The sequence below is a fragment of the Streptomyces sp. NPDC054840 genome (assembly GCF_053611065.1).
Map to the genome: position 1 here is coordinate 1 of NZ_JBSGZP010000061.1, position 17,928 is coordinate 17,928.

19 protein-coding genes and 3 pseudogenes are annotated in these 17,928 nt (G+C 71.3%); 10 read left to right on the top strand and 12 right to left on the bottom strand.

Going from position 1 to position 17,928, the window contains the following annotated elements:
- Positions 1-24: 24 nt before the first annotated feature.
- Together ACWGIU_RS07130 and ACWGIU_RS07135 are read right to left on the bottom strand one after the other, a co-directional pair.
- Positions 25-228, bottom strand: a complete 204-nt coding sequence (locus tag ACWGIU_RS07130) for a cold-shock protein (RefSeq protein WP_030011983.1) — start codon at positions 226-228, stop codon at positions 25-27.
- 600 nt (positions 229-828) lie between these two features.
- Positions 829-1,584 carry a PP2C family protein-serine/threonine phosphatase gene (locus tag ACWGIU_RS07135; RefSeq protein ID WP_453703206.1) on the bottom strand — a complete coding sequence of 252 codons (756 nt, stop codon included), beginning with the start codon at positions 1,582-1,584 and terminating at the stop codon, positions 829-831.
- Positions 1,585-1,812: 228 nt separating this feature from the next.
- Here ACWGIU_RS07135 and ACWGIU_RS07140 point away from each other — a divergent pair, with 228 nt between their 5' ends.
- Positions 1,813-2,058: a hypothetical protein gene (locus tag ACWGIU_RS07140; RefSeq protein WP_453703208.1), complete on the top strand. Its 246-nt coding sequence runs from the start codon at positions 1,813-1,815 to the stop codon at positions 2,056-2,058.
- Positions 2,059-2,168: 110 nt separating this feature from the next.
- A pseudogene (locus ACWGIU_RS07145) lies at positions 2,169-2,333 on the top strand (BBE domain-containing protein); the annotation flags it as partial.
- 93 nt (positions 2,334-2,426) lie between these two features.
- Here ACWGIU_RS07145 and ACWGIU_RS07150 read toward each other — a convergent pair.
- The 4 genes from ACWGIU_RS07150 to ACWGIU_RS07165 form a co-directional block, all read right to left on the bottom strand.
- Complete coding sequence (locus ACWGIU_RS07150; RefSeq protein ID WP_453703210.1) at positions 2,427-3,821, bottom strand: chloride channel protein; 1,395 nt, start codon at positions 3,819-3,821, stop codon at positions 2,427-2,429.
- A gap of 55 nt (positions 3,822-3,876) precedes the next feature.
- A complete protein-coding gene (locus ACWGIU_RS07155) occupies positions 3,877-4,425 on the bottom strand; it encodes a potassium channel family protein (protein WP_453703212.1) in 549 nt (182 codons plus the stop codon).
- Positions 4,426-4,663: 238 nt separating this feature from the next.
- Positions 4,664-5,092 (bottom strand): MarR family winged helix-turn-helix transcriptional regulator, encoded by a 429-nt coding sequence (locus tag ACWGIU_RS07160; RefSeq protein WP_453703214.1) that lies wholly within the window; start codon positions 5,090-5,092, stop codon positions 4,664-4,666.
- Between the two features lie 67 nt (positions 5,093-5,159).
- Positions 5,160-6,017: an NAD(P)H-binding protein gene (locus ACWGIU_RS07165; protein WP_453703216.1), complete on the bottom strand. Its 858-nt coding sequence runs from the start codon at positions 6,015-6,017 to the stop codon at positions 5,160-5,162.
- Positions 6,018-6,118: 101 nt separating this feature from the next.
- Here ACWGIU_RS07165 and ACWGIU_RS07170 point away from each other — a divergent pair, with 101 nt between their 5' ends.
- From ACWGIU_RS07170 to ACWGIU_RS07180, 3 genes are all read left to right on the top strand, one after another.
- Positions 6,119-6,589, top strand: a complete 471-nt coding sequence (locus ACWGIU_RS07170; protein ID WP_453703218.1) for a MarR family winged helix-turn-helix transcriptional regulator — start codon at positions 6,119-6,121, stop codon at positions 6,587-6,589.
- Between the two features lie 148 nt (positions 6,590-6,737).
- The gene (locus ACWGIU_RS07175; RefSeq protein ID WP_453703220.1) at positions 6,738-7,148 is read left to right on the top strand and encodes a VOC family protein; all 411 of its coding nucleotides are present in this window, start codon (positions 6,738-6,740) and stop codon (positions 7,146-7,148) included.
- 28 nt (positions 7,149-7,176) lie between these two features.
- On the top strand, positions 7,177-7,611 hold the full coding sequence (locus ACWGIU_RS07180) for a helix-turn-helix transcriptional regulator (protein WP_453703222.1): 435 nt from the start codon (positions 7,177-7,179) through the stop codon (positions 7,609-7,611).
- Between the two features lie 66 nt (positions 7,612-7,677).
- Here ACWGIU_RS07180 and ACWGIU_RS07185 read toward each other — a convergent pair whose 3' ends face one another.
- Positions 7,678-8,526 carry an alpha/beta fold hydrolase gene (locus ACWGIU_RS07185; protein ID WP_453703224.1) on the bottom strand — a complete coding sequence of 283 codons (849 nt, stop codon included), beginning with the start codon at positions 8,524-8,526 and terminating at the stop codon, positions 7,678-7,680.
- Positions 8,527-8,559: 33 nt separating this feature from the next.
- Here ACWGIU_RS07185 and ACWGIU_RS07190 point away from each other — a divergent pair, with 33 nt between their 5' ends.
- On the top strand, positions 8,560-9,141 hold the full coding sequence (locus ACWGIU_RS07190) for a TetR/AcrR family transcriptional regulator (RefSeq protein WP_453703236.1): 582 nt from the start codon (positions 8,560-8,562) through the stop codon (positions 9,139-9,141).
- A gap of 37 nt (positions 9,142-9,178) precedes the next feature.
- Here the strand turns inward: ACWGIU_RS07190 and ACWGIU_RS07195 are convergent, their stop codons facing one another.
- A complete protein-coding gene (locus ACWGIU_RS07195; protein ID WP_453703226.1) occupies positions 9,179-9,643 on the bottom strand; it encodes an anthrone oxygenase family protein in 465 nt (154 codons plus the stop codon).
- A 201-nt stretch (positions 9,644-9,844) separates the two neighbouring features.
- Complete coding sequence (locus ACWGIU_RS07200; protein ID WP_453703228.1) at positions 9,845-10,813, bottom strand: CAP domain-containing protein; 969 nt, start codon at positions 10,811-10,813, stop codon at positions 9,845-9,847.
- Positions 10,814-11,307: 494 nt separating this feature from the next.
- Here ACWGIU_RS07200 and ACWGIU_RS07205 point away from each other — a divergent pair.
- Positions 11,308-11,739: pseudogene (locus tag ACWGIU_RS07205) on the top strand (LuxR C-terminal-related transcriptional regulator); the annotation flags it as partial.
- 209 nt (positions 11,740-11,948) lie between these two features.
- On the opposite strand, the gene ACWGIU_RS07210 reads toward ACWGIU_RS07205, so the two are convergent.
- A complete protein-coding gene (locus tag ACWGIU_RS07210) occupies positions 11,949-12,887 on the bottom strand; it encodes an alpha/beta fold hydrolase (RefSeq protein ID WP_453703229.1) in 939 nt (312 codons plus the stop codon).
- 119 nt (positions 12,888-13,006) lie between these two features.
- On the opposite strand from ACWGIU_RS07210, the gene ACWGIU_RS07215 reads away from it, so the two are divergent.
- The gene (locus tag ACWGIU_RS07215; protein WP_453703238.1) at positions 13,007-13,630 is read left to right on the top strand and encodes a TetR/AcrR family transcriptional regulator; all 624 of its coding nucleotides are present in this window, start codon (positions 13,007-13,009) and stop codon (positions 13,628-13,630) included.
- Between the two features lie 31 nt (positions 13,631-13,661).
- Here ACWGIU_RS07215 and ACWGIU_RS07220 read toward each other — a convergent pair whose 3' ends face one another.
- Positions 13,662-14,054 carry a hypothetical protein gene (locus ACWGIU_RS07220; protein WP_453703231.1) on the bottom strand — a complete coding sequence of 131 codons (393 nt, stop codon included), beginning with the start codon at positions 14,052-14,054 and terminating at the stop codon, positions 13,662-13,664.
- Positions 14,055-14,488: 434 nt separating this feature from the next.
- Here ACWGIU_RS07220 and ACWGIU_RS07225 point away from each other — a divergent pair, with 434 nt between their 5' ends.
- Entirely contained in the window at positions 14,489-14,683 is a 195-nt protein-coding gene (locus ACWGIU_RS07225) for a DUF6243 family protein (RefSeq protein WP_453703233.1), read from the top strand.
- Positions 14,684-14,942: 259 nt separating this feature from the next.
- On the opposite strand, the gene ACWGIU_RS07230 is transcribed toward ACWGIU_RS07225, so the two are convergent.
- A complete protein-coding gene (locus ACWGIU_RS07230) occupies positions 14,943-15,281 on the bottom strand; it encodes a MerR family transcriptional regulator (protein ID WP_328962387.1) in 339 nt (112 codons plus the stop codon).
- A gap of 1,012 nt (positions 15,282-16,293) precedes the next feature.
- Here ACWGIU_RS07230 and ACWGIU_RS07235 point away from each other — a divergent pair.
- A pseudogene (locus tag ACWGIU_RS07235) lies at positions 16,294-17,889 on the top strand (IS1182 family transposase); the annotation flags it as partial.
- Positions 17,890-17,928: the final 39 nt, after the last annotated feature.

Consider the following 17,928-nt stretch of genomic DNA (forward strand, 5'->3'; position numbering starts at 1 on the left):
GGCGTGGACCTCGGACGTCAGGCGTCAGGCGGGAACGATGTTCTCGGCCTGCGGGCCCTTCTGGCCCTGCGTGACGTCGAAGGTAACCTTCTGGCCTTCCTGAAGCTCACGGAAGCCGGAAGAGGCGATGTTCGAGTAGTGGGCGAAGACGTCGGCGCCGCCGCCCTCCTGCTCGATGAAGCCGAAGCCCTTTTCCGCGTTGAACCACTTCACGGTGCCAGATGCCATATGAATTCTCCTTTGGGGCAGTGCCCGGATCCGCACTGTGCGGGACCGGTGTCGCCGTGATGATTGCCCCGACCGGAACGAGTAAATTTCACTGCATGCACCGGAAATAAAAAGTGCGCCCACCGAAAATCCGGTGAGAGCACTTGTAAGTTTTTGGGAACCACAACTGCAACGAACGTCACCGTAGCACAGCGGGTGTCAGCAGCCGTGAAAATTTCGGTGTGTCCCCCTCTTAATTCCGCGCCCGCGTAGCAGAAATTCGAACCAGAAAATCATATGAGCGGCGGAATCTTTCCGCGGAACGGTTCGCGGAACGGCGCCCGCCCGGGCGCCCGGGCGTCGCCGCGCCGGTGTGGCGCAGGTCACGCGGAATGTTCGGGCGGTCCCTGCCCTCCTTCTTCCTGCGAGCCGTCAAGAAGGAGGAAGTCCGATGGGCACCTCAGGTCCAGGTTCGGCCCGTCGGGCTCGTCGGGTCCGCTGGTGAACGCGGCCCCGCTGGGAGCCAGGGCGCTGGGGCGGCTCACCGACCAGTGGGAAGCCCCCGGCGGGTGAGGGCCGCGACGGCGCTCTTCGCGCTCGGACCGCACGGGCTGGTCGAGCCTAAGGCCTGTCCCGTGATCCGCCGATGCGCAGCAGGGCGAGGGTGATGTTGTCGGGGCCGCCGGCGTCGATGGCGGCCCGCCACAGCTCGAACGCGGCCCGGCCGTCGTCGTGCACCCGCAGCAGTCCCTCGATCTCCTCGGTCGGCACCGGGTCGGTCAGCCCGTCGCTGCACACCAGGTAGCGGTCGCCCTCGGCCACCGGGAAGGCCTCGATGTGGGGGGTGATCTCGTTGTACCCGCGGCTGCCGCCGAGGACCTGGGTGACCGCCGAAGTGGTGCGGTGCCCGGGTAGCGGCGGCGGGCTGTCGTCCACGCTGACCTGGCGCAGCCCGTCCTGCCCCGCGTGGAACACCTTGCTGTCGCCGACATTGAACATCAGCAGCGAATCCGCCAGGACGACGGCGCCCGCGACCGTGGTGCCCATGGTGACCAGCTCCGGCCGCCCCTCGGTGGCCGAATACACGGCGCGATTGCACATGCTCAGCGCGTCACCGACGGCCTCCGGACCGTCCAGCGTGGAGCCGATCGAGGAGAGCTGGCGCACCACGAGCTCGCTGGCGACCTCGCCGGCCGGCTGGCCGCCGAGGCCGTCGGCGACCGCGACGACGAGCGGTCGGCCGAAGGGGAAGACCAGGGTCTGCGGATTCTGGGTCACGGTCCCGCACAGGGTCCACGGTCCGATGACCAGGCTGTCCTCGTTGTGCTCGCGCACCAGCCCGACATGACTCAGGGCGGTCACAGCTATGTACGGCACCTTGACGTCCCGCCTCTCGGCAACGGCTGGGGGCGACGGCAGCGCAACGGCACACGCGTCCGTCCTCACCATTGTCGCGCCGCTCCGGCATGCGGGCTCCGGCGCGCCGGAGCACCCTGGTCGTGGAGCCGCCCGCGCCCCGACCGGCGGCCCTGCGAGGAAGGACGGCCGCAGATGTTCGCGAGGCTGAGCACCTACCAGGGATCACCGGTCCCCGCGGAGGGGGACGTGAGCGCGAATTCGGAGGCGATCGTGAGGCAGGTCCAGGACGTCCCCGGATTCCGGGGCGTCTACTACCTCGTCGACCGGGCCACGGGCCTGGCCAGAACGCTGACCTTGTGGGACGACGAACGGACCATGCTGGACAGCGAGGAAGAGGCCGCCCGGATCCGCGAGAGGACAGCGCAGCGGGAGGGCCAGCGGATCGTCTCGGTCGAACGTTTCGAGGTGGGCTTCAGTCACCTGCAGCCGTAGTGCGACGCAGGTGGAACGACGCGACGTGATGTACGAGGAGCGATGGCCATGGGCAAGCTCTCGATCGACCGGTTGCGAGAACGGGTACGCGGGGCGGTCGTCACCCCGACGCGACCGCCCCGCACTCGGAGGAGGGCGGCTACATCAACTTCATGGCCGACGACGACCAGGACCGGATCCGGGCCAACTACAAGGGCAACTACGACCGGCTGGTCGCGGTCAAGCGCGCCTACGACCCGGAGAACCTGTTCCACCTGAACCAGACCGCCCCTTAGGCCGTCGACCACCGCCCTCGCACGAAGGACCCCGCCCGGCTCCCCGGGCGGGGTCCTCTGCCCGGCTCCCCGGGCGGGTTCCTCTCCGTCCGGCTACTTCGCGGCGGGAGCGGCGGGCGCGGCAGGAGCGGAGGGCTTCGCGGGCACGGCGGGCAGGTCGGGGATCGGGGGCCCGACGGGCAGCAGCTCGGTGACCACGAAGGAGACCACGGCCGCGATGATCACGACCGGGATCATCGCGGTGCCGCCGAGCATCAGGACCACCATCACCACGCTGCTCACCGGCAGCCGCAGCGCGCCGGCCGCGGTCGCCGCCATGCCCGCTCCCATCGCGGGCACGATGCCGAGTCCGGGCAGCGGCCCGAGCAGGACGCCCGCGACGGCGCCGAGGCAGAGCGCCGGGAAGACGGGGCCGCCGCGCAGGCTGCCGAGGCAGATGGCGTAGCCGGCGCCCTTGAAGATCAGTACGCCGATCAGCGCCCCCGCGCCCCAGGAGTGCGGGTCGGCGGCCAGCCGGCCGATCAGCCCCTGGCCCGACCCGGTGACATCGGCGGGGGTGAGGCCGGTGATGAGCGAGTACAGGCTGGCGCAGGCCGCGGCGGCCAGCGCGCACTGGACGGTCCGTAGCAGGGGCCGGGCGAGGACGTACGCGGCGATCGCCCGGGCGCCGGTCAGTACCGGGTGCAGGGCGAGGGCCAGGGCCGCGGCGATGAGCACCGCCCAGAGCACGTCGGGCACGTCCAGGTGGGGCACGGGTACGCCCAGTTCGAGCTTCAGGCTCCCGATCGGCAGTCCGGTCCAGCGTCCGAGGCCCGTGAAGACCAGGTCCCCGACCCCGGCGGACAGCAGGGACGGCAGCATCACGGCGAACAGCTGTGGTCCGCCCACGCCCGCCACCTCGATCAGCAGCACCGCGGCGATCAGCGGATTCCCGAAGATCGTGGCGATGGCCGCCGCGGCTCCCGCCGCGCCGACGAGCGCGGTGCCCTGTGGGGTGACCGGCACCTGCGCGAGGTTGCGGAAGAGCAGCGCCAGCCCGCCGCCGAGGGCGATCAACGGGGCCTCCGGACCCAGCACCGCGCCGAGCGGCAGACTGGCCACCGCCGCGATCACGACGCCGGGCAGGGCGCCGGCCGAGGCACCACCGGTGTGCAGGCCGGCCGCGGGGAGGTGACCGCCGTTGCCGCGCATGTGCGGGACGACCAGGCCGACCACGACACCGGCGACCAGCAGCAGGGGCAGCGGCCACCACCAGGGCGGGGTGTCCCAGCCCAGGGCCTTGGGGAGGTCCGCCCACATCGCGTGTTCCATCCTGTGCAGCGCGGCGAGGAACCAGAACGACGCGAGGGACACCGGGATGCTGATGAGCGCGCAGAAGACCAGCAGCTTGAGGTATCCGGGGCTGCGGAGGGTCTGCCTCAGGACGTCGGCCTCCTGCGGCTGCGTTCCCCCGGGGGGCGGCTGGGATCGAGGACGCGACTGCGGCATGGCTCACTCCCTTTCAGCTTCCTCGATCGTCCACCTCGGGGGCGTACTCCGCCGCTCAGAGGTCGTCGTCCAGGTCGGGGGGCTCCGAACTGCGCCTGTGCATACCGATTCTGACCGCGCCGACGAGTGCTTTGGCGATCACTCCGATGAGGATCAGGTCGGCGACCATCTGGAAGGTGACCAGCACCCGGCTGCCCTCGGTGGTGGGGACGATGTCCCCGAACCCCACGGTGGCGAACACGGTGATCGTGAAGTAGAGGGCGTCCGTGCGGGTCAGCGGCTCCGAGAACGACGTGGGGTCCTGAGCGGCGAGCAGGTAGTACGTCGCGGAGAACAGCACCAGAAACAGCGGCACACCGCTGGCCAGGGCCTCCAGGGCGCGCATACGCGGGAACCGCGCGTGGGAGACGGCGGTGATCTGCCAGGCCGTCAGCAGCCCGAAGGCCACCAGGCCGAGCGTGAGCGTCAGCACGGTGGTGATGCCGAACCCGCCCTCCAGAGGCACGACGTAGTAGAGCGCCGTGAGCAGGCCGGCCGAGAGCACCGAGCGCAGGAGGTGGCCCAGCAGGACGCGTCGGCGCCCCTCGGCCGCGTTGCGTTCCATGGCTTCAGGAGAACGGCCCGGGGCCCGTCGCGCGACCGGAGCGGTTCTCCGGATGCGGACCACCGGGGCCGCCTGTATGAATGAAGGACCGCCCGCGGGCGCAGCATGCACGCACGGGACCGTAAGCAGGCCGAGGCACAGCAGGCGGCCTTCCGCGCGCACGTGCAGAAGGCGCCGGGGCGGGCGGGCTCCGGGGACGAGCTGCACGAACTGTCCGCCTCAAGGAGCTCGCGGCCGGTCAGGGCCGAGCCGCAGACGCCGCTCGCGGCTCTGTGAGGTTGCGGGTCATGCGCTCCAGGACGGTGACCGCGGTGACGTACTCCTCGCGGGTGATCCCCTTCGCCGACAGCTCGCGGAAGGCGTCCACGCGGCGGGCGGCCTCGGCGAGGCGGGCCCGGCCGTCGTCGGTCAGGGCGAGATGGCCCGGCTGCGGGCGGGTCACCCAGCCGCCGGCGAGCACCGACGCGACGGCCGAGGTCAGTACCGCGGCATCGGCGCCCGCGGCCAGGGCGGTCAGGACGGCGGTGTCGGTGGCCCGCGGGTCGTCCTTGACGACGTTGAGGACCTGCCAGTCGAGTCGGGTGAGGCCGAGATCGGCCAGCAGGGCGTCCATGGACGCGGTGAGGGCCTGGTCCGTGCGGTTGAGCCAGTAGCCGATGGGCTTCACGTCCTGCTCCTTCGGAAGGTCGGAAGGTCGGATGGGCTGCGGGGCTGCGGGGCTGGTGGTGTACAGGTCAGCGGCTCTGCGGGTCAGGGCCGGTGAAGGCGTCGGCGTTCTCCTGGGCCCACTGCCGGTAGGTGCGGGCGGGTACGCCGAGCAGGGTCCCGGTGGTCTCGCCGATGGCGGCCGGGCCGTGGTCGGCGGCCTCCCACAGGTCGAGCAGCGAGGACACCATGGGGGCGGGCATGTGCCGGCCCATCTGTTCTTCCGCCTCGGCCCGGGTGATGTGCTCGACCGGGATCGCACGGCCGAGGGTCTGCGAGAGGACGGCGAGCTGCTCACGGAACGAGAGCGACTCGGGGCCGGTCAGGGTGAGCGAGCGGCCGGTGAGGGAATTGCCGGTCAGGGCCAGGGCGGCGATGTCGGCGATGTCCTCGGGGTGGATGGGCGCGATCCGCGCGTCCGGGTAGGCGAGCTGGACGGGCACCGACCGGCCGATGGACCAGGCCCAGCCCAGCGAGTTGCCGGCGAAGGCGTCGGGCCGCAGGAACGTGCAGGTGAGACCGGATTCCGCGAGCGCGCGCTCCACCCGCAGGCTGTGGTTCGCGAGCGGGTCGCTCTCGGCGTCGGGGGCGAGCACCGAGGAGGAGGACAGCAGGACGACGTGCTCGACCCCGGCGGCCTCGGCGGCCTTGATCAGCTCGTGGATGCCGGCGGGCTCCGGGTAGAGGAAGACCTGGCGGACGCCCCGGAGCGCGGCGGCGAAGGTCTCGGGCCGGTCGAGGACGAGCTCGGCGGTCTCGACCCCGGCCGGGAGGGTCAGTTCGGCGGGGCGGGCGCTGGCGGCTCGGACGGGGAGGCCGGCGGAGTGCAGCCGGGCGGCGACCGCCCGGCCGACCTTGCCGCGGGCGCCGGTGACGAGGACGGTCACGAAGGGCTCCATTCGCTTGTTGATGACATATGCATGCTCACATGCACACGTTTTCATGTCAACACATGTCTGCGAGAGTTCACTTATGTACGATGAGGGACATGACGAAGCACGAGCCGGCGACCGACGAGGAACTGCTGGACGCCGTGGGCCCGGCCTTCGGGAAGCTGCGGCGCAGCACGCTCCTGGAGGTGGACGAGCCGATCTCCCAGAAGGACCTCAGCCGCACCCTGGTCCTCAACATCGTCCTGGAGGCCGAACAGGGCGACGGCCGCGAGATCACCGTCGGCGGCGTGGCCGAACACCTGGGCGTCGACCCCTCGGTGGCCAGCCGCATGGTGTCCGACAGCATCTCCGCCGGCTACCTCGTCCGCGCCGCCTCCCAGCAGGACGGCCGCCGCACGATCCTTCACCTCAGCGCCGCGGGCCGGGACATGATGGACCGCTTCCGGCGGCACCAGCGCGCGGCCTTCGAGTACGTGACGGCCGACTGGAGCGAGCGCGACCGCCTCGACTTCGCCCGCCTCATGCTGAAGTACGTCGACTCCCAGAACGCGCTGCGCCACCGCTGACGACCACCGGCCGCCCGCCGGGGACCCATGCCGACGCACCGGGCCGCCGCGGCCCCGGAAGGGGGTGGGGCGCAGGCCCGGAGGAGGGGCCCGGATCGGTCAGGATTCGAGAAGCGGGCGTGGTCCAGGCGCAGTTACGGTGACGGACATGGACATCAGCATTCACATGAGCACCCTCCCGCAGAACGACCCGGACGCGGCCGTGGCCTTCTACCGCGACGTCCTCGGCTTCGAGGTCCGCAGCGACGTGGGCCAGGGCAAGATGCGCTGGATCACGGTCGGCCCCGCCGACCAGCCCGGCACGTCCCTCCTGCTCGCCCCGCCGGCGGTCGACCCCGGTGTCACCGAGGCGGAGCGCCGCACCATCGCCGAGATGATGGCGAAGGGCACCTACGGCTGGATCCTCCTCGCCACCAAGAACCTCGACAGCACCTTCGAGAAGATCCAGGCCGCCGACGCCGAGGTCGTCCAGGAGCCGACCGAGCAGCCGTACGGCGTCCGCGACTGCGCCTTCCGCGACCCCGCGGGCAACCTGGTCCGCATCCAGGAACTCCGCTGACCGGTCCCGTCGACGAAGGGGGTCTTCCATGTGTCATCCCGCGTGGAGACAGGCACTGATCGAGGCGTCGCACCTGAAGGAGCTCGCACGGCTGCGCGTCGTCCGGGACCGGATCGACCGGGACTACGCGCGTCCGCTGGACGTCGAGGAGCTCGCCCGCGCCGCCGGCATGGCGGCCGGGCACCTCGGCCGCCGGTTCCGGCTCGCCTACGGCGCGTCCCCGTACGCCTACCTGACGACGCGCCGCATCCAGCGCGCTACGGCCCTGCTGCGGGCCGGCGGCCTCGGGGTCACCGAGGTCGGCCGGGCCGTCGGCTGCGCGACCCCGGGCATCTTCCGCGCCCGGTTCACCGAGCTGGTCGGGACGGCTCCGGACGCCTGTCCGCGCACCGCGCACCGCGCGACGCCCGGCCGAACCGGTCAGATGCGCGGAGCGTCCGTCCCGGCGTCACCACCGGCGTGAGGTTCGGGGGCCTCGTCGGAACCTCACCCTTGAGACGGCCGGCGTCAACGGCCGGTACCGCGGAGGTCACCCGGTGACCTCCGCGGCGTTCTCGCCGATGAAGCGGCGCAGCTCCGCGCAGAGGGCCCCCGGGTTGTCCAGCTGGACGAGTGTGCCCGCGTCGGGGATCTCCACGTACCTTCCCTGCGGCAGCAGTTCGGCGAGCCGTCGGCCGGTGGCGGACGGCATCATGCGGTCCTCGGAGCCCCAGGCGACCAGCGCGGGCCGGTCGAAGTCCGCGAGCCTCGCCGCGGCCTCGATGTAGGTGTCCTTCCGGGTGCTGCGGCAGAACTTGGCGAGATCCCGACGGATCGCGCGCCGGGTGAGCGGCGGCCGGTACCAGCGCCGGACCAGCGCGTACGGGATCGGCCGCTTCGCCATCCCGCCCAGCGAGCTCCCCATCCGTACGAGGAAGGGGACGCGGAAGGACTGCAGCAGCAGGAACAGGCCGCCCGGGATCCGGGCGGCCGCGTGCAAGGTCCGGCCCTGGATGCCCGGCGGGTAGTTGTCCAGCGCCTCGCACGAGGTGAGCACCAGGCGGCCGATGCGCTCGTCGCGCACGCCCACCAGGAGCTGAGCCGTGCCCGCGTCGTTCTGGACCAGGGTGACGCCGCGCAGGTCCAGGCGCTCCAGGAACTCGGCCAGGAGCGCGGCGACCCCGTGCGCCGACAGGTCGGCGTCCGGGCGCATGGGCCTGCGATGGCTGCCGATCGGCAGGACGGGCACCACCACCCGGTACGCGCCCCGCAGTTGCCGCACCACCTGGTCCCAGACCGACTCGTCGAACCCGAGCCCGTGGACGAGCACCACGACCTCGCCGTCCCCGCCCGTGTCCGTGAAGTCGATGACTCCTGCGCTGAGTTCGATCTCGGGCAAGGTGCTAGAACCACGGGCGACACCAGAGCGCGCATCGTCACCGCCGCGACCGAGCTGTTCCGGCGTCAGGGCTACGCCGCCAGCGGCATGAAACAGATCGTCGCGGCGGCCGACGCCCCGTACGGCTCGGCCTACCACTTCTTCCCGGGGGGCAAATCGCAGCTCGGTGAGGAGGTGATCCGTACGTCGGGCGCGGCCTACCTGGAACTGATCGCCGGCCTCTTCCCCGCGTCGGCGGCCGCGGACATGGCCACCGTCACCGCCGACGCGTTCACGGCCGCGGCGCAGACCCTGCGCGACCTCGACTTCACCGACCCGTGCCCCATCGCCACCGTTGCGCTGGAGGTGGCGGGCACCCATGAGCCGCTGCGCCTGGCCACCGCCGAGGTCTTCGCGAGCTGGACGGACCGCCTCGCCGCCTTCTACCTCGCCGGGGGCATCGCGGAGCCCGCCGCGCACGAGACCGCGAGCTCGGTGATCGCCCTGCTGGAGGGGGCGTTCATGCTCGGCCGGGCCTCACGGAGCGCCGATCCGGTACTGGCCGCGTCGCGGGCCGCCGCGGCCGTCGTCCGCGCGGCGCGGTCCGCTGCCGACGCGGCGCCGGCGGGGCCGTAGGGCGCGGTCGGGCGGGGCACGCGGCCCCGGTGCGGGGTCAGTCGCCGCTCGGGGTCCTCAGGGCGGAGAAGATCAGAAGCGCGAAGGCGACCACGGCGGCGACGGTGCGGATGTCGTTGAAGATCTCCCAGTGCCGCAGGATCTCCGTGTGATCGGCCGGGGCCGAGGTGTGCGCCCACTCCTTGATCCGGCTGTTGATCGGGACGTTGCCGAAGCGGGTGACGAGGAGCGACGTGAGGGCCAGCAGGCCGGCTCCGCCCGCGAGCAGCCTCGTACGGCCGTGTGTCAGGGCGGCGAGGGTGAGCGAGCTGACGATCGAGATGCCCATCGCCGCCTGCATGGTGATGCCGTTCATCTTCATCAGCTCGGTGTGGAACGACAGTCGTATGTCGACCGGTACCGCGTTGAAGGTGGGTACGAGGTTGGCCGCCCCGTACCCGAACGCGCCGGCGAGGAGTCCGGTGGAGAGGAGGGCCAGGCCCAGCAGAAGGCGTGTGCGCATGTACGTCGGCTCCGGTGGTGTCGGTGCTCACGGCGGTGGGGCGGGGGTGTGCGTTCCCGCCGGTGACCGCGATGTTCGTGCGCCGGCATGCCTGTGCACAAGGGTCCGGGCCGCTCGCACCGCGTCCAGGAGGCAGCCCTTCCCGCGACGGGACGGACCGGTCGTCCGGGCCAGCGCCACGAGCGGTGCGCGGGAGTCGCGTTACTTGCCGTCGGAGAAGTTGTGCACTCCCCACCAGCCCGAGGAGTCGTGGTAGAGGCCCACGCCGACCTCGGTGAAGTCCGGGTTGACCTGTGCCTTGTAGTGGCCGGAGCTGTGGCGCCACATCGACTGGAACTTCTCGGCCGCTTCCTGGGCGGTCATCGAGGCATCGCTGTACCAGACGATGTTCTCGCCGGTCCAGGTGCGCGAGCCCCTTTTCAGGTGGGCGCGGTCGTCCGACGAGGAGTGGGCGAATCCGTTCTTCCTCATGTGCTCGGCCCAGTCGCGGGCGAAGGCGCTCAGGTCCTGCTTGAGCGCGAGCGGAGGACGGCCGACGGCGGCCCGTTCGTTGTTGAGCAGGTGCAGGGAGAGCGACTGGGCCGTTGCGACGTCCTGCGTCGTGGTGCGAGCTCCGGGCACCTTGGGGTCCGGTCCCGTCGGACCGCTCCCCGTGGTGCCGCGGGTCGGCGGCGCGGTGGGCTTGGGCGCGCGTTCGGTGGCCGGGGCTGCGGAGCGCTGTTCTCCGTCCTTCGCCTGCGCGGCGGGCACCGACGCCGATGCGGACGCCGAAGCGGAGGCGGACGCGGTGGCGCTCGGGCTCGCCGTCGCATCGGCCGCGGCGGCCGGAGACGCCGTGGCGGCCGGCAGGCCGTCCACCGCGTCGGGCCGGCCGGCGAGTGCCGAGGGGGAGCCTGTCGCCGCCGTGCGTCCCGGAGCCTCGTCGGATATGAGGGCATAGGCACTGCCGACACCGGCCAGCAGGACGACGGCGGCCGCCGCCATCAGGGGAGCCCTGCGACGGCCCCTGCGGTGGCCGCCGGCCGCTCGTCCCGCGGCGCGCGCCCGGCCGCGCCGGGCCGACCGGGAAGCGGCACCGTCCACGTCCCGGTCCCGGCCCCGTTCCAGGTCCAGGTCGGGGGCCGCGTCCGCGCCCGCGCCGTACGTGAACTCATCGTCGTGATACCGCATCGCATCTCCTCGAAGGTGACGGCCCACCTGGCCTGACACTGAAGGAGACTCACGAGGGGCGCGGCGATAACACCTTTCTCACAGGAATGTGCGTCGGCCGGGCGGTTCCCCTCGTCGGCGGGCTCACGCGGGGCCATGGAGTCGGCGGTGGCGGGCTACTCCCGGGGGAGTACGGGAGCGTCCGGGACGCCCGGGGGAGTAGGGGCGATCTCCTGCGCGGGTGTGAGGGAACGGCCCTTCGGGGGCGGGAGCCTGGAGAGGCGACCGGGCGAGCCGTCGGGGCCACCGGGCCGAGTCCGTGCGGAGGAGCCCGAGATGGGGCGGACAGGGCCAACGGCCGTATATCGCAGGGTGGTTCCCTGGGGCGTGCTGGTGTTGTGGGTGATCGCGGGCGCCGTCGCGGGGTCGTTCGCGGGCAAGCTCGCGGACGTACAGCGTGACCGGCCGGCGGACTACCTGCCGTCGGGAGCCGACTCGACGCGGGTAGCCAGGCTACGACGTACGACACCGACGAGAACGTGGTCGAAGCGCTGCGGTCGGGCGCCTCCGGCTTCCTTGTGAAGGACACCAGGCCGGCCGAACTCCTGGCCGCCATCCGCACGGTGGCCGGCGGCGAGTCGCTCCTTTCACCGGGCCCGACGGCCCGGCTGATCGCCCGGGTGCTGCGCTCCCCGGGTACCACCCCGCCTACCACCCCGGCCCCGGCCGCCCTCGACCCGCTCTCCGACCGGGAACGGGAAGTCCTCACCCTCGTGGCCCGGGGCCTCAACAACACGGAGATCGCCGACGCGCTGGCCCTGAGTCCCCTCACCGCGAAGACCCATGTGAGCCGGACCATGGGGAAGTTGCGGGTGCGCGACCGGGCGCAGCTCGTGATCGGGGCGTACGAGTCCGGGCTCGTCGCGCCGGGCGACGGTGAGCCATGAGGTTTCGTCCTTGGACGTCTGGCGACGCAGCCGGGGCCGTGTGATCGGCGCGATCCGGCACGCCGGTCCTTGAATGCTTCCGGTGGTCTCCGGCGTGCCTGATCGCGACCGTCGGTGTTCCGGCCGGCGCGGTACGCGGGCTGCCGAGCGGCGGCGGGGGAGCCGCCACCGTGGCGATCGGCGCGCCCGAACGACTGACCACCGTGGCCCTACGTGTCGAGCGCGGCGGGGTAGAGGGAGTCGACGTCCTCCATGAAGGACAGCATGCGGGCGTTGACGACGTCGGGGTGGTCGATCTGCGGACCGTGGCCCGTCGCGGCGATGATCTCGGCGCGGGCGCCGGGGACGAGCCTCGGTACGCGCTCCAATTGCCGCTGCGGGTGCACGAGCAGGCTCCGCTTGCCCATGATCACGTAGAGCGGCGTGCGGATCGAGCGCAGCGCGTCCTCGGCCAGGGGGAGAGGAGCGGGCCGGCGGACCCGGTAGGCCCGGGCGCCTGCCTGAACCCATGTGCGCAGCTCGGGGACGGAGACGACGGGCTGCTCCAGCCACTTGGCGAGGCGGGGGCGCAGGGCCTTGGGGGCGAAGCTGGCGAAGAGGCTCACGAACACCCAGGCGAAGAAGCGCAAACCCACCTTCTCCAGGCCGCCGGGGTCGAGGGCGGTGACCGATGCGAGCCGTCCGGGACGCCGGTGCGCCTGGTTGAGCACGAGCCAGCCGCCGTAGGAGGAGCCGACGAGGTGGACCCGGTCGAGGCCGAGCGAGTCGAGGGCCTCGTCCATCCACTGCGCGGCGCGCTCGGGCTGCCACATGGGCTCGCGGTGGACGCTGCGGTTGGCGTCGCCCGGGGTGTCGAGTGCGTAGACGGGGCGTTCGCCGCTGAGGGCAGGGGTGTTGGGGTACCACATCGCCGAGCTGTAGCCCGCGCCGTGGATCAGCACCACCGGCGTACGGGACTCGGCGGCGGGGTCCGTGGGGCCGTACCGGTAGACGTGGGTGGTGCCGAAGCTGGTCTCGACGTCCGTCTCGGAACGGATCGGCGCGCCCATGGCGTAGAGCGCGTCGGCGGCGGCGAAGTAGCGCTCGCGCAGGGTGTCGTTGACGTAGCGGCCGACATCGCGGCGTACGCGGGTCCTGCTCTGGGGCACGGCGGCACCTCCTGTGAAGATCCATGCGTCGTGGTACGACCGTATCATGTTCGTGGTACGGCAGTATCATGAAGCGGCCCGACAAGCGGATCGCCTCCGACGGGCGGAAAGACGGAAACATGCCGAAGCGCGTGGATCACGAGGAGCGGCGCGCCCAGATCGCCGACGCGCTCATCCGGGTCGCGGGGCGGCGAGAGCTGCACGCGGTCGGCATGCGGGACGTGGCCGCGGAGGCCGGTGTCTCACTCCGTCTCGTGCAGTACTACTTCGAGACCAAGGCGAGGCTGCTCTTCTCCTGCCTCCGGCGCCTGGCCGACGGCTTCACCGCGAGGACGGGCGCCCGCCTGGCCGCCGCGGGCCCGCACCGTGGCCCGCGGGCCACGGTGGAGGCACTGCTGTTGGCCTCGCTGCCGACCGACGAGGAGGGTCGTACGTTCCACTTGCTGTACAGCTCCTACGCGATCCTGGCGGTCACCGATGAGGCGCTGGCCGCCCAGCCGTTCATCGATGACCCCGACGCCGCCGAGAACGCCTTGACCGGTCTGTTCGAACGCGCCCAGGCGGAGGGCTCGGCCGGCCCCGGCGTGGACGCTCGCACAGAGGCGATCAGCCTGCTCGCGATGGCGGCGGCCATGGGCACCAGCATCGTCGTGGGCCAGCGGAGTGCGGAATCGGCCACCGCGGTGCTCCGTCACCACCTGGACCGGATCTTCACGACGGCCGCCACGACCGGCAACCGGTGAGGTGTCAGCCGGGCGCCGCCGTACGTCCGGGTCACGCCCGGGACACCAGCTCGATCGTCACCGGCGCCGCTGAGTCGAGGTCGATCGTGTCCCCGTCGAACTCGGAAAGCGCCTCGGCGGGGTGGTCGGCGGGCACGACCACCAGCATCGTGTGAGGGCGGGGAAGCCAGCCCACATCCTGTGGAGTGTCGTAGCGGCCGATATCGATGATTCGCACCAGCGTCTCGGGTATGCCTACCCGGCAGGTGTCACCGGCGTGCAGGTGCCATGGCTCCGGGTCGGTCCTGAACAGGCTCATGGTCCAGTCCGGGGAGTCGGGCGACGTCGCGAAGGCCCTCCGGCCGTTCCAGCTGTACTGAGACTGCGGATCGATCTCGGCCCATGGCCACTCGACCGAGACATCGAACCGGGACACGTCGGCCACTCGGGCCCGCGCCGGCGGGCAGCTCACGCGGAGCACGTCGCCGACCCGGAAGTCTTCATGCGGTGGTTTCCTGTCCACGCTGCCCCTGTCGTCGTTCGCCCGAGAGCCGCACGGTACCGACTGCCCCGCAGATCTCGCCCCGGCCGCCGCCGCCTCACATGATCCGCACCATGCCCTCCGGCACCGACCGGCAGCAGATCATCCATCGCGCAGTGCCGGGCGTAGGCGTCCGGAGCGGTGGCGCCTCCAGCCGTCCCGGCGAAAGACGTGGCGGGCGGGGCCGAGGGGAGCGGGTAACGTCTTTGTCATGTTCTTCCATACGCCGATTCACGAGTGAGAGCGTGACGGGCCCCTGCTGACGTCCTTCCACGCCGCCGCGCCTGTCCCCCACCGACGAATCCGTAGATCACTTCACATCAGCACCGGGAGAACCCGTGACCGACAGCAAGAACATCAACAACCCCGTGGGCCAGGGCGGCGGCCAGCGCAAGAAGCTGTCCCGCGCCGAGCGGCAGAACAACGGTCCGCACCGCAACCTCGACCGCAAGAATGCCGCCGACCAGAAGGCGGAGCTCGTGCGCAAGATGCGCGAGAAGGCAGCCGCAGCCGAGGGCGCCGCACAGGACTGACGCCCCGCCGCGACAGACGGGCCGCAGCCGGTCCCGCCCAGCTCTCGGCCGACCACCCGCGGCAACCGCAGATCGAGCACCTCGTAACGCCGCCACCCCGGGTGCACCAGCCGCGTGCGTCACCACCCGTCGGCTTGGACGAGACGTGCACGTGCCGTGGGCTCTGGGCTCCGGGTGTCGGAGGTGATGGCTTCGTCCTGCGGCACCACTGCGCGCCCTCGGGGCGCGCGACCCGCCCGTGCCGGCGGGCACCCTCACCTCAGGCCGAGGCGGGCGGCGCGGCTGATTCGGCGGCGCGGCGGTATTCGGCGTTGATGCGCTGGGCTTCCTCGAGCTGGTCTTCGAGGATGATGATGCGGCAGGCGGCCTCGATCGGGGTGCCCTGGTCGACGAGCTCCCGGGCGCGGGCGGCGATGCGCAGCTGGTAGCGGGAGTAGCGGCGGTGGCCGCCCTCGGAGCGCAGCGGGGTGATCAGGCGGGCTTCGCCGATGGCGCGGAGGAAGCCCTGGGTGGTGCCGAGCATCTCGGCGGCCCGGCCCATGGTGTAGGCGGGGTAGTCGTCGTCGTCGAGACGGCCGAACGAGTCGTCTGCTGTCATTGAACCTCTCTCATGGAACGCGTGGAGGGGCCCTGGTGCCGTACGGCACCAGGGCCCCGAAGGAACTACTACACCATCTGTCGGCCCTGATACTGCGCCGACCCTGTGTTTCCGCCGATCCGGCCGAGATGCTGCCGGAAATGCGGGGATCGCGGTTGCTTGACCGGAGACCACCTCACTATCGATGTCCTGCGGTACCCGGGCTCGGACTTCCGCCCGGGCGATCCTGATGGCGCTCGGCTCCTCCGTTCTTCCCTCTGTGATCAATCGCTTACTGCTGGTACTGCTGGTACTGCTTTACTGCGCACTGCTGGTGGCCTGACCCAGCGCCACTCTTCGGCAGCCAGCCCCGTCGCCCATCCTGCGTCTGCTCTGGCTTGGAACCCCACTGCCGAACCTCCCGGTGCGCGCGCCCGCAGCCGACGCCTTCACCGAGGTGCTGCTCATTGACTTCACTGCTGGTACTGCCGGTACTGCACTTACAGGTACTGCCACTGCGTCAACCGCGGTCCTGCTGCGGCGGCCCCTGATCACTGCGGGCCACCCGGTCCGGTCGTCAGTCCCGTCGCCGTCCTGTCACAACCATGGCTTCGACACTCCACCACCGCACCGCGCTGCTGAACTGCTACTACCTGAACCGCGGGTACTGCTGCCCGGCAGTTCGTCTCTGCCGAGCCCTGCTGTCTCTCTGGGCTACGAGAGAAACCATAACCACGCCCCCGGCCAATGTCTACTCCGACCGTCATAGATTTCCGCGTGTTCGACGGTGAGGTAATCAGCCTCGAACAGCAACGAGAAGGATGGAAGCCACACCGGGCACGGGACGCCCGCCACGGCTCGGAGCGTCGGGTCACCGACACACCGCAGCACAGAGGGACCCCGTGGATACGCGGGAGGGCCCGGCCGGCGTGCTTGCTGACGCTGTTGGCGAATCCGGGCCCTGTGCGTGACGTCGGTCTTCACGACCTGGTTGTGGTCGTGAAGGCCGACGTTGTGTTTGGGGAGGGCGTCCGTGTCGTTGCGTGTGGAGAAGCCGGGGCAGGTTCCGGCCGGGACGGTCCGGGTCGCCCGCAGGGCGTTTCCCAAGGGAAGTCTGGCAATCCGGGTCCGGGACGAGCTCGGCGTGCTGTTCCGGGACGAGGGCTTTGCCTCGGTGTTCCCGCGCAGGGGGAAGCCTGCGTGGTCGCCTGGCCGGCTGGCGCTGGTGGTGGTCCTCCAGTTCGTGGAAGGGCTGACCGACCGGCAGGCGGCGGAGGCGGTCCGGGCCCGGATCGACTGGAAGTACGCCCTCGGCCTCGAACTGGAAGACCCGGGTTTCGACTACTCGGTGCTGTCGGAGTTCCGGGATCGGCTGGTGGCCTGCGACGCGGGCCGGGGCCTGCTGGACGGGATCCTGACGGCGGCCCAGGACCGCGGGCTGCTCAAGAGCGGCGGGCGGGCCCGGACAGACTCCACGCATGTGCAGTCGGCGGCTCGCGAGCTGAGCTGGCTGGAGCTGGTCGGCGAGACGCTGAGGTCGGCCCTGAACGCGGTGGCGGCCGCTGCCCCGGCCTGGCTGGCCGGCATCGCCGCTCCCGAGTGGTTCGAGCACTACGGAACGCCGTTGCAGGAGTCCCGTTTCCCCAAGAGCCGCGCCAAGCGAGCCGAGGTCGGCGAGCGGATCGCCGCGGACGGCATGCTCCTGCTCCAGGCCGTGTGGTCGGACCAGGCGCCGCCGGAAGTCCGGTCGCTGGAGGTCGTGGAGATCCTGCGCCGGGTATGGGTGCAGCACTTCGAGGTGGTCGAGGGGGTGGTGCGGCTGCCGGGGCCCAAAAGACATCCCGCCCGGGGCGATGCGGGTGGTCGCCCCGTATGACCCGCAGGCGCGGGGCAGCGTCAAACGCGACATCGTCTGGAACGGATACAAGGTCCACTTCACCGAAACCTGCGAACCGGACGCCCCGAACCTGCTCACGCAGGTGATCACCACCGCGGCCCCGGTGCCCGACGACCGGATGGCCGCAGTCGTCCACGCCCACCTCGCTCAAACGGGACGGCTGCCAGCCGAGCACTGGGTGGACGCCGGATACGTCAATGCCGGCGCCCTGGCCGCCGCCCGCCGAGATCACGGCGTCGACCTCCACGGCCCGCTGCCCGGGAACACCACCCCCCAGGCATCCGGCGTCTATGGCAGGACGCCTTCACCATCGACTGGGAGAACAAGCAGGTCACATGCCCCAACGGGATCACCAGCACCCAGTGGCGCGACGGGCAGTCGCAGCAGGGACTGCCCGTCATCCGGGTCCGGTTCTCCCCGGCCGACTGTCGTCCTTGTCCCGCCCTGCGGTCCTGCGTGAGCTCGCCGAAGGCCGAGCGGCGGGAGATCAGCCTGCGTCACCGGGACGAGTACGAAGCGGCCCGCCGGGCCAGAGCTCTCCAGCAGACAGACGAGTGGAAGAAGCGCTACCAGGTCCGCGCCGGAATCGAGGGAACCATCTCCCAAGCCGTCCTCGCCTTCGGCCTGCGCAGATCCCGCTATCGCGGCCTGGCCAAGACCAGCCTCCAGCACCAGCTGACCGGCGCGGCCATCAACCTGACCCGCATCGACGCCTGGCTCACCTCAACGCCCTGAGCCCGGACCCGAACCTCCCACCTGGCAGCACTTCGC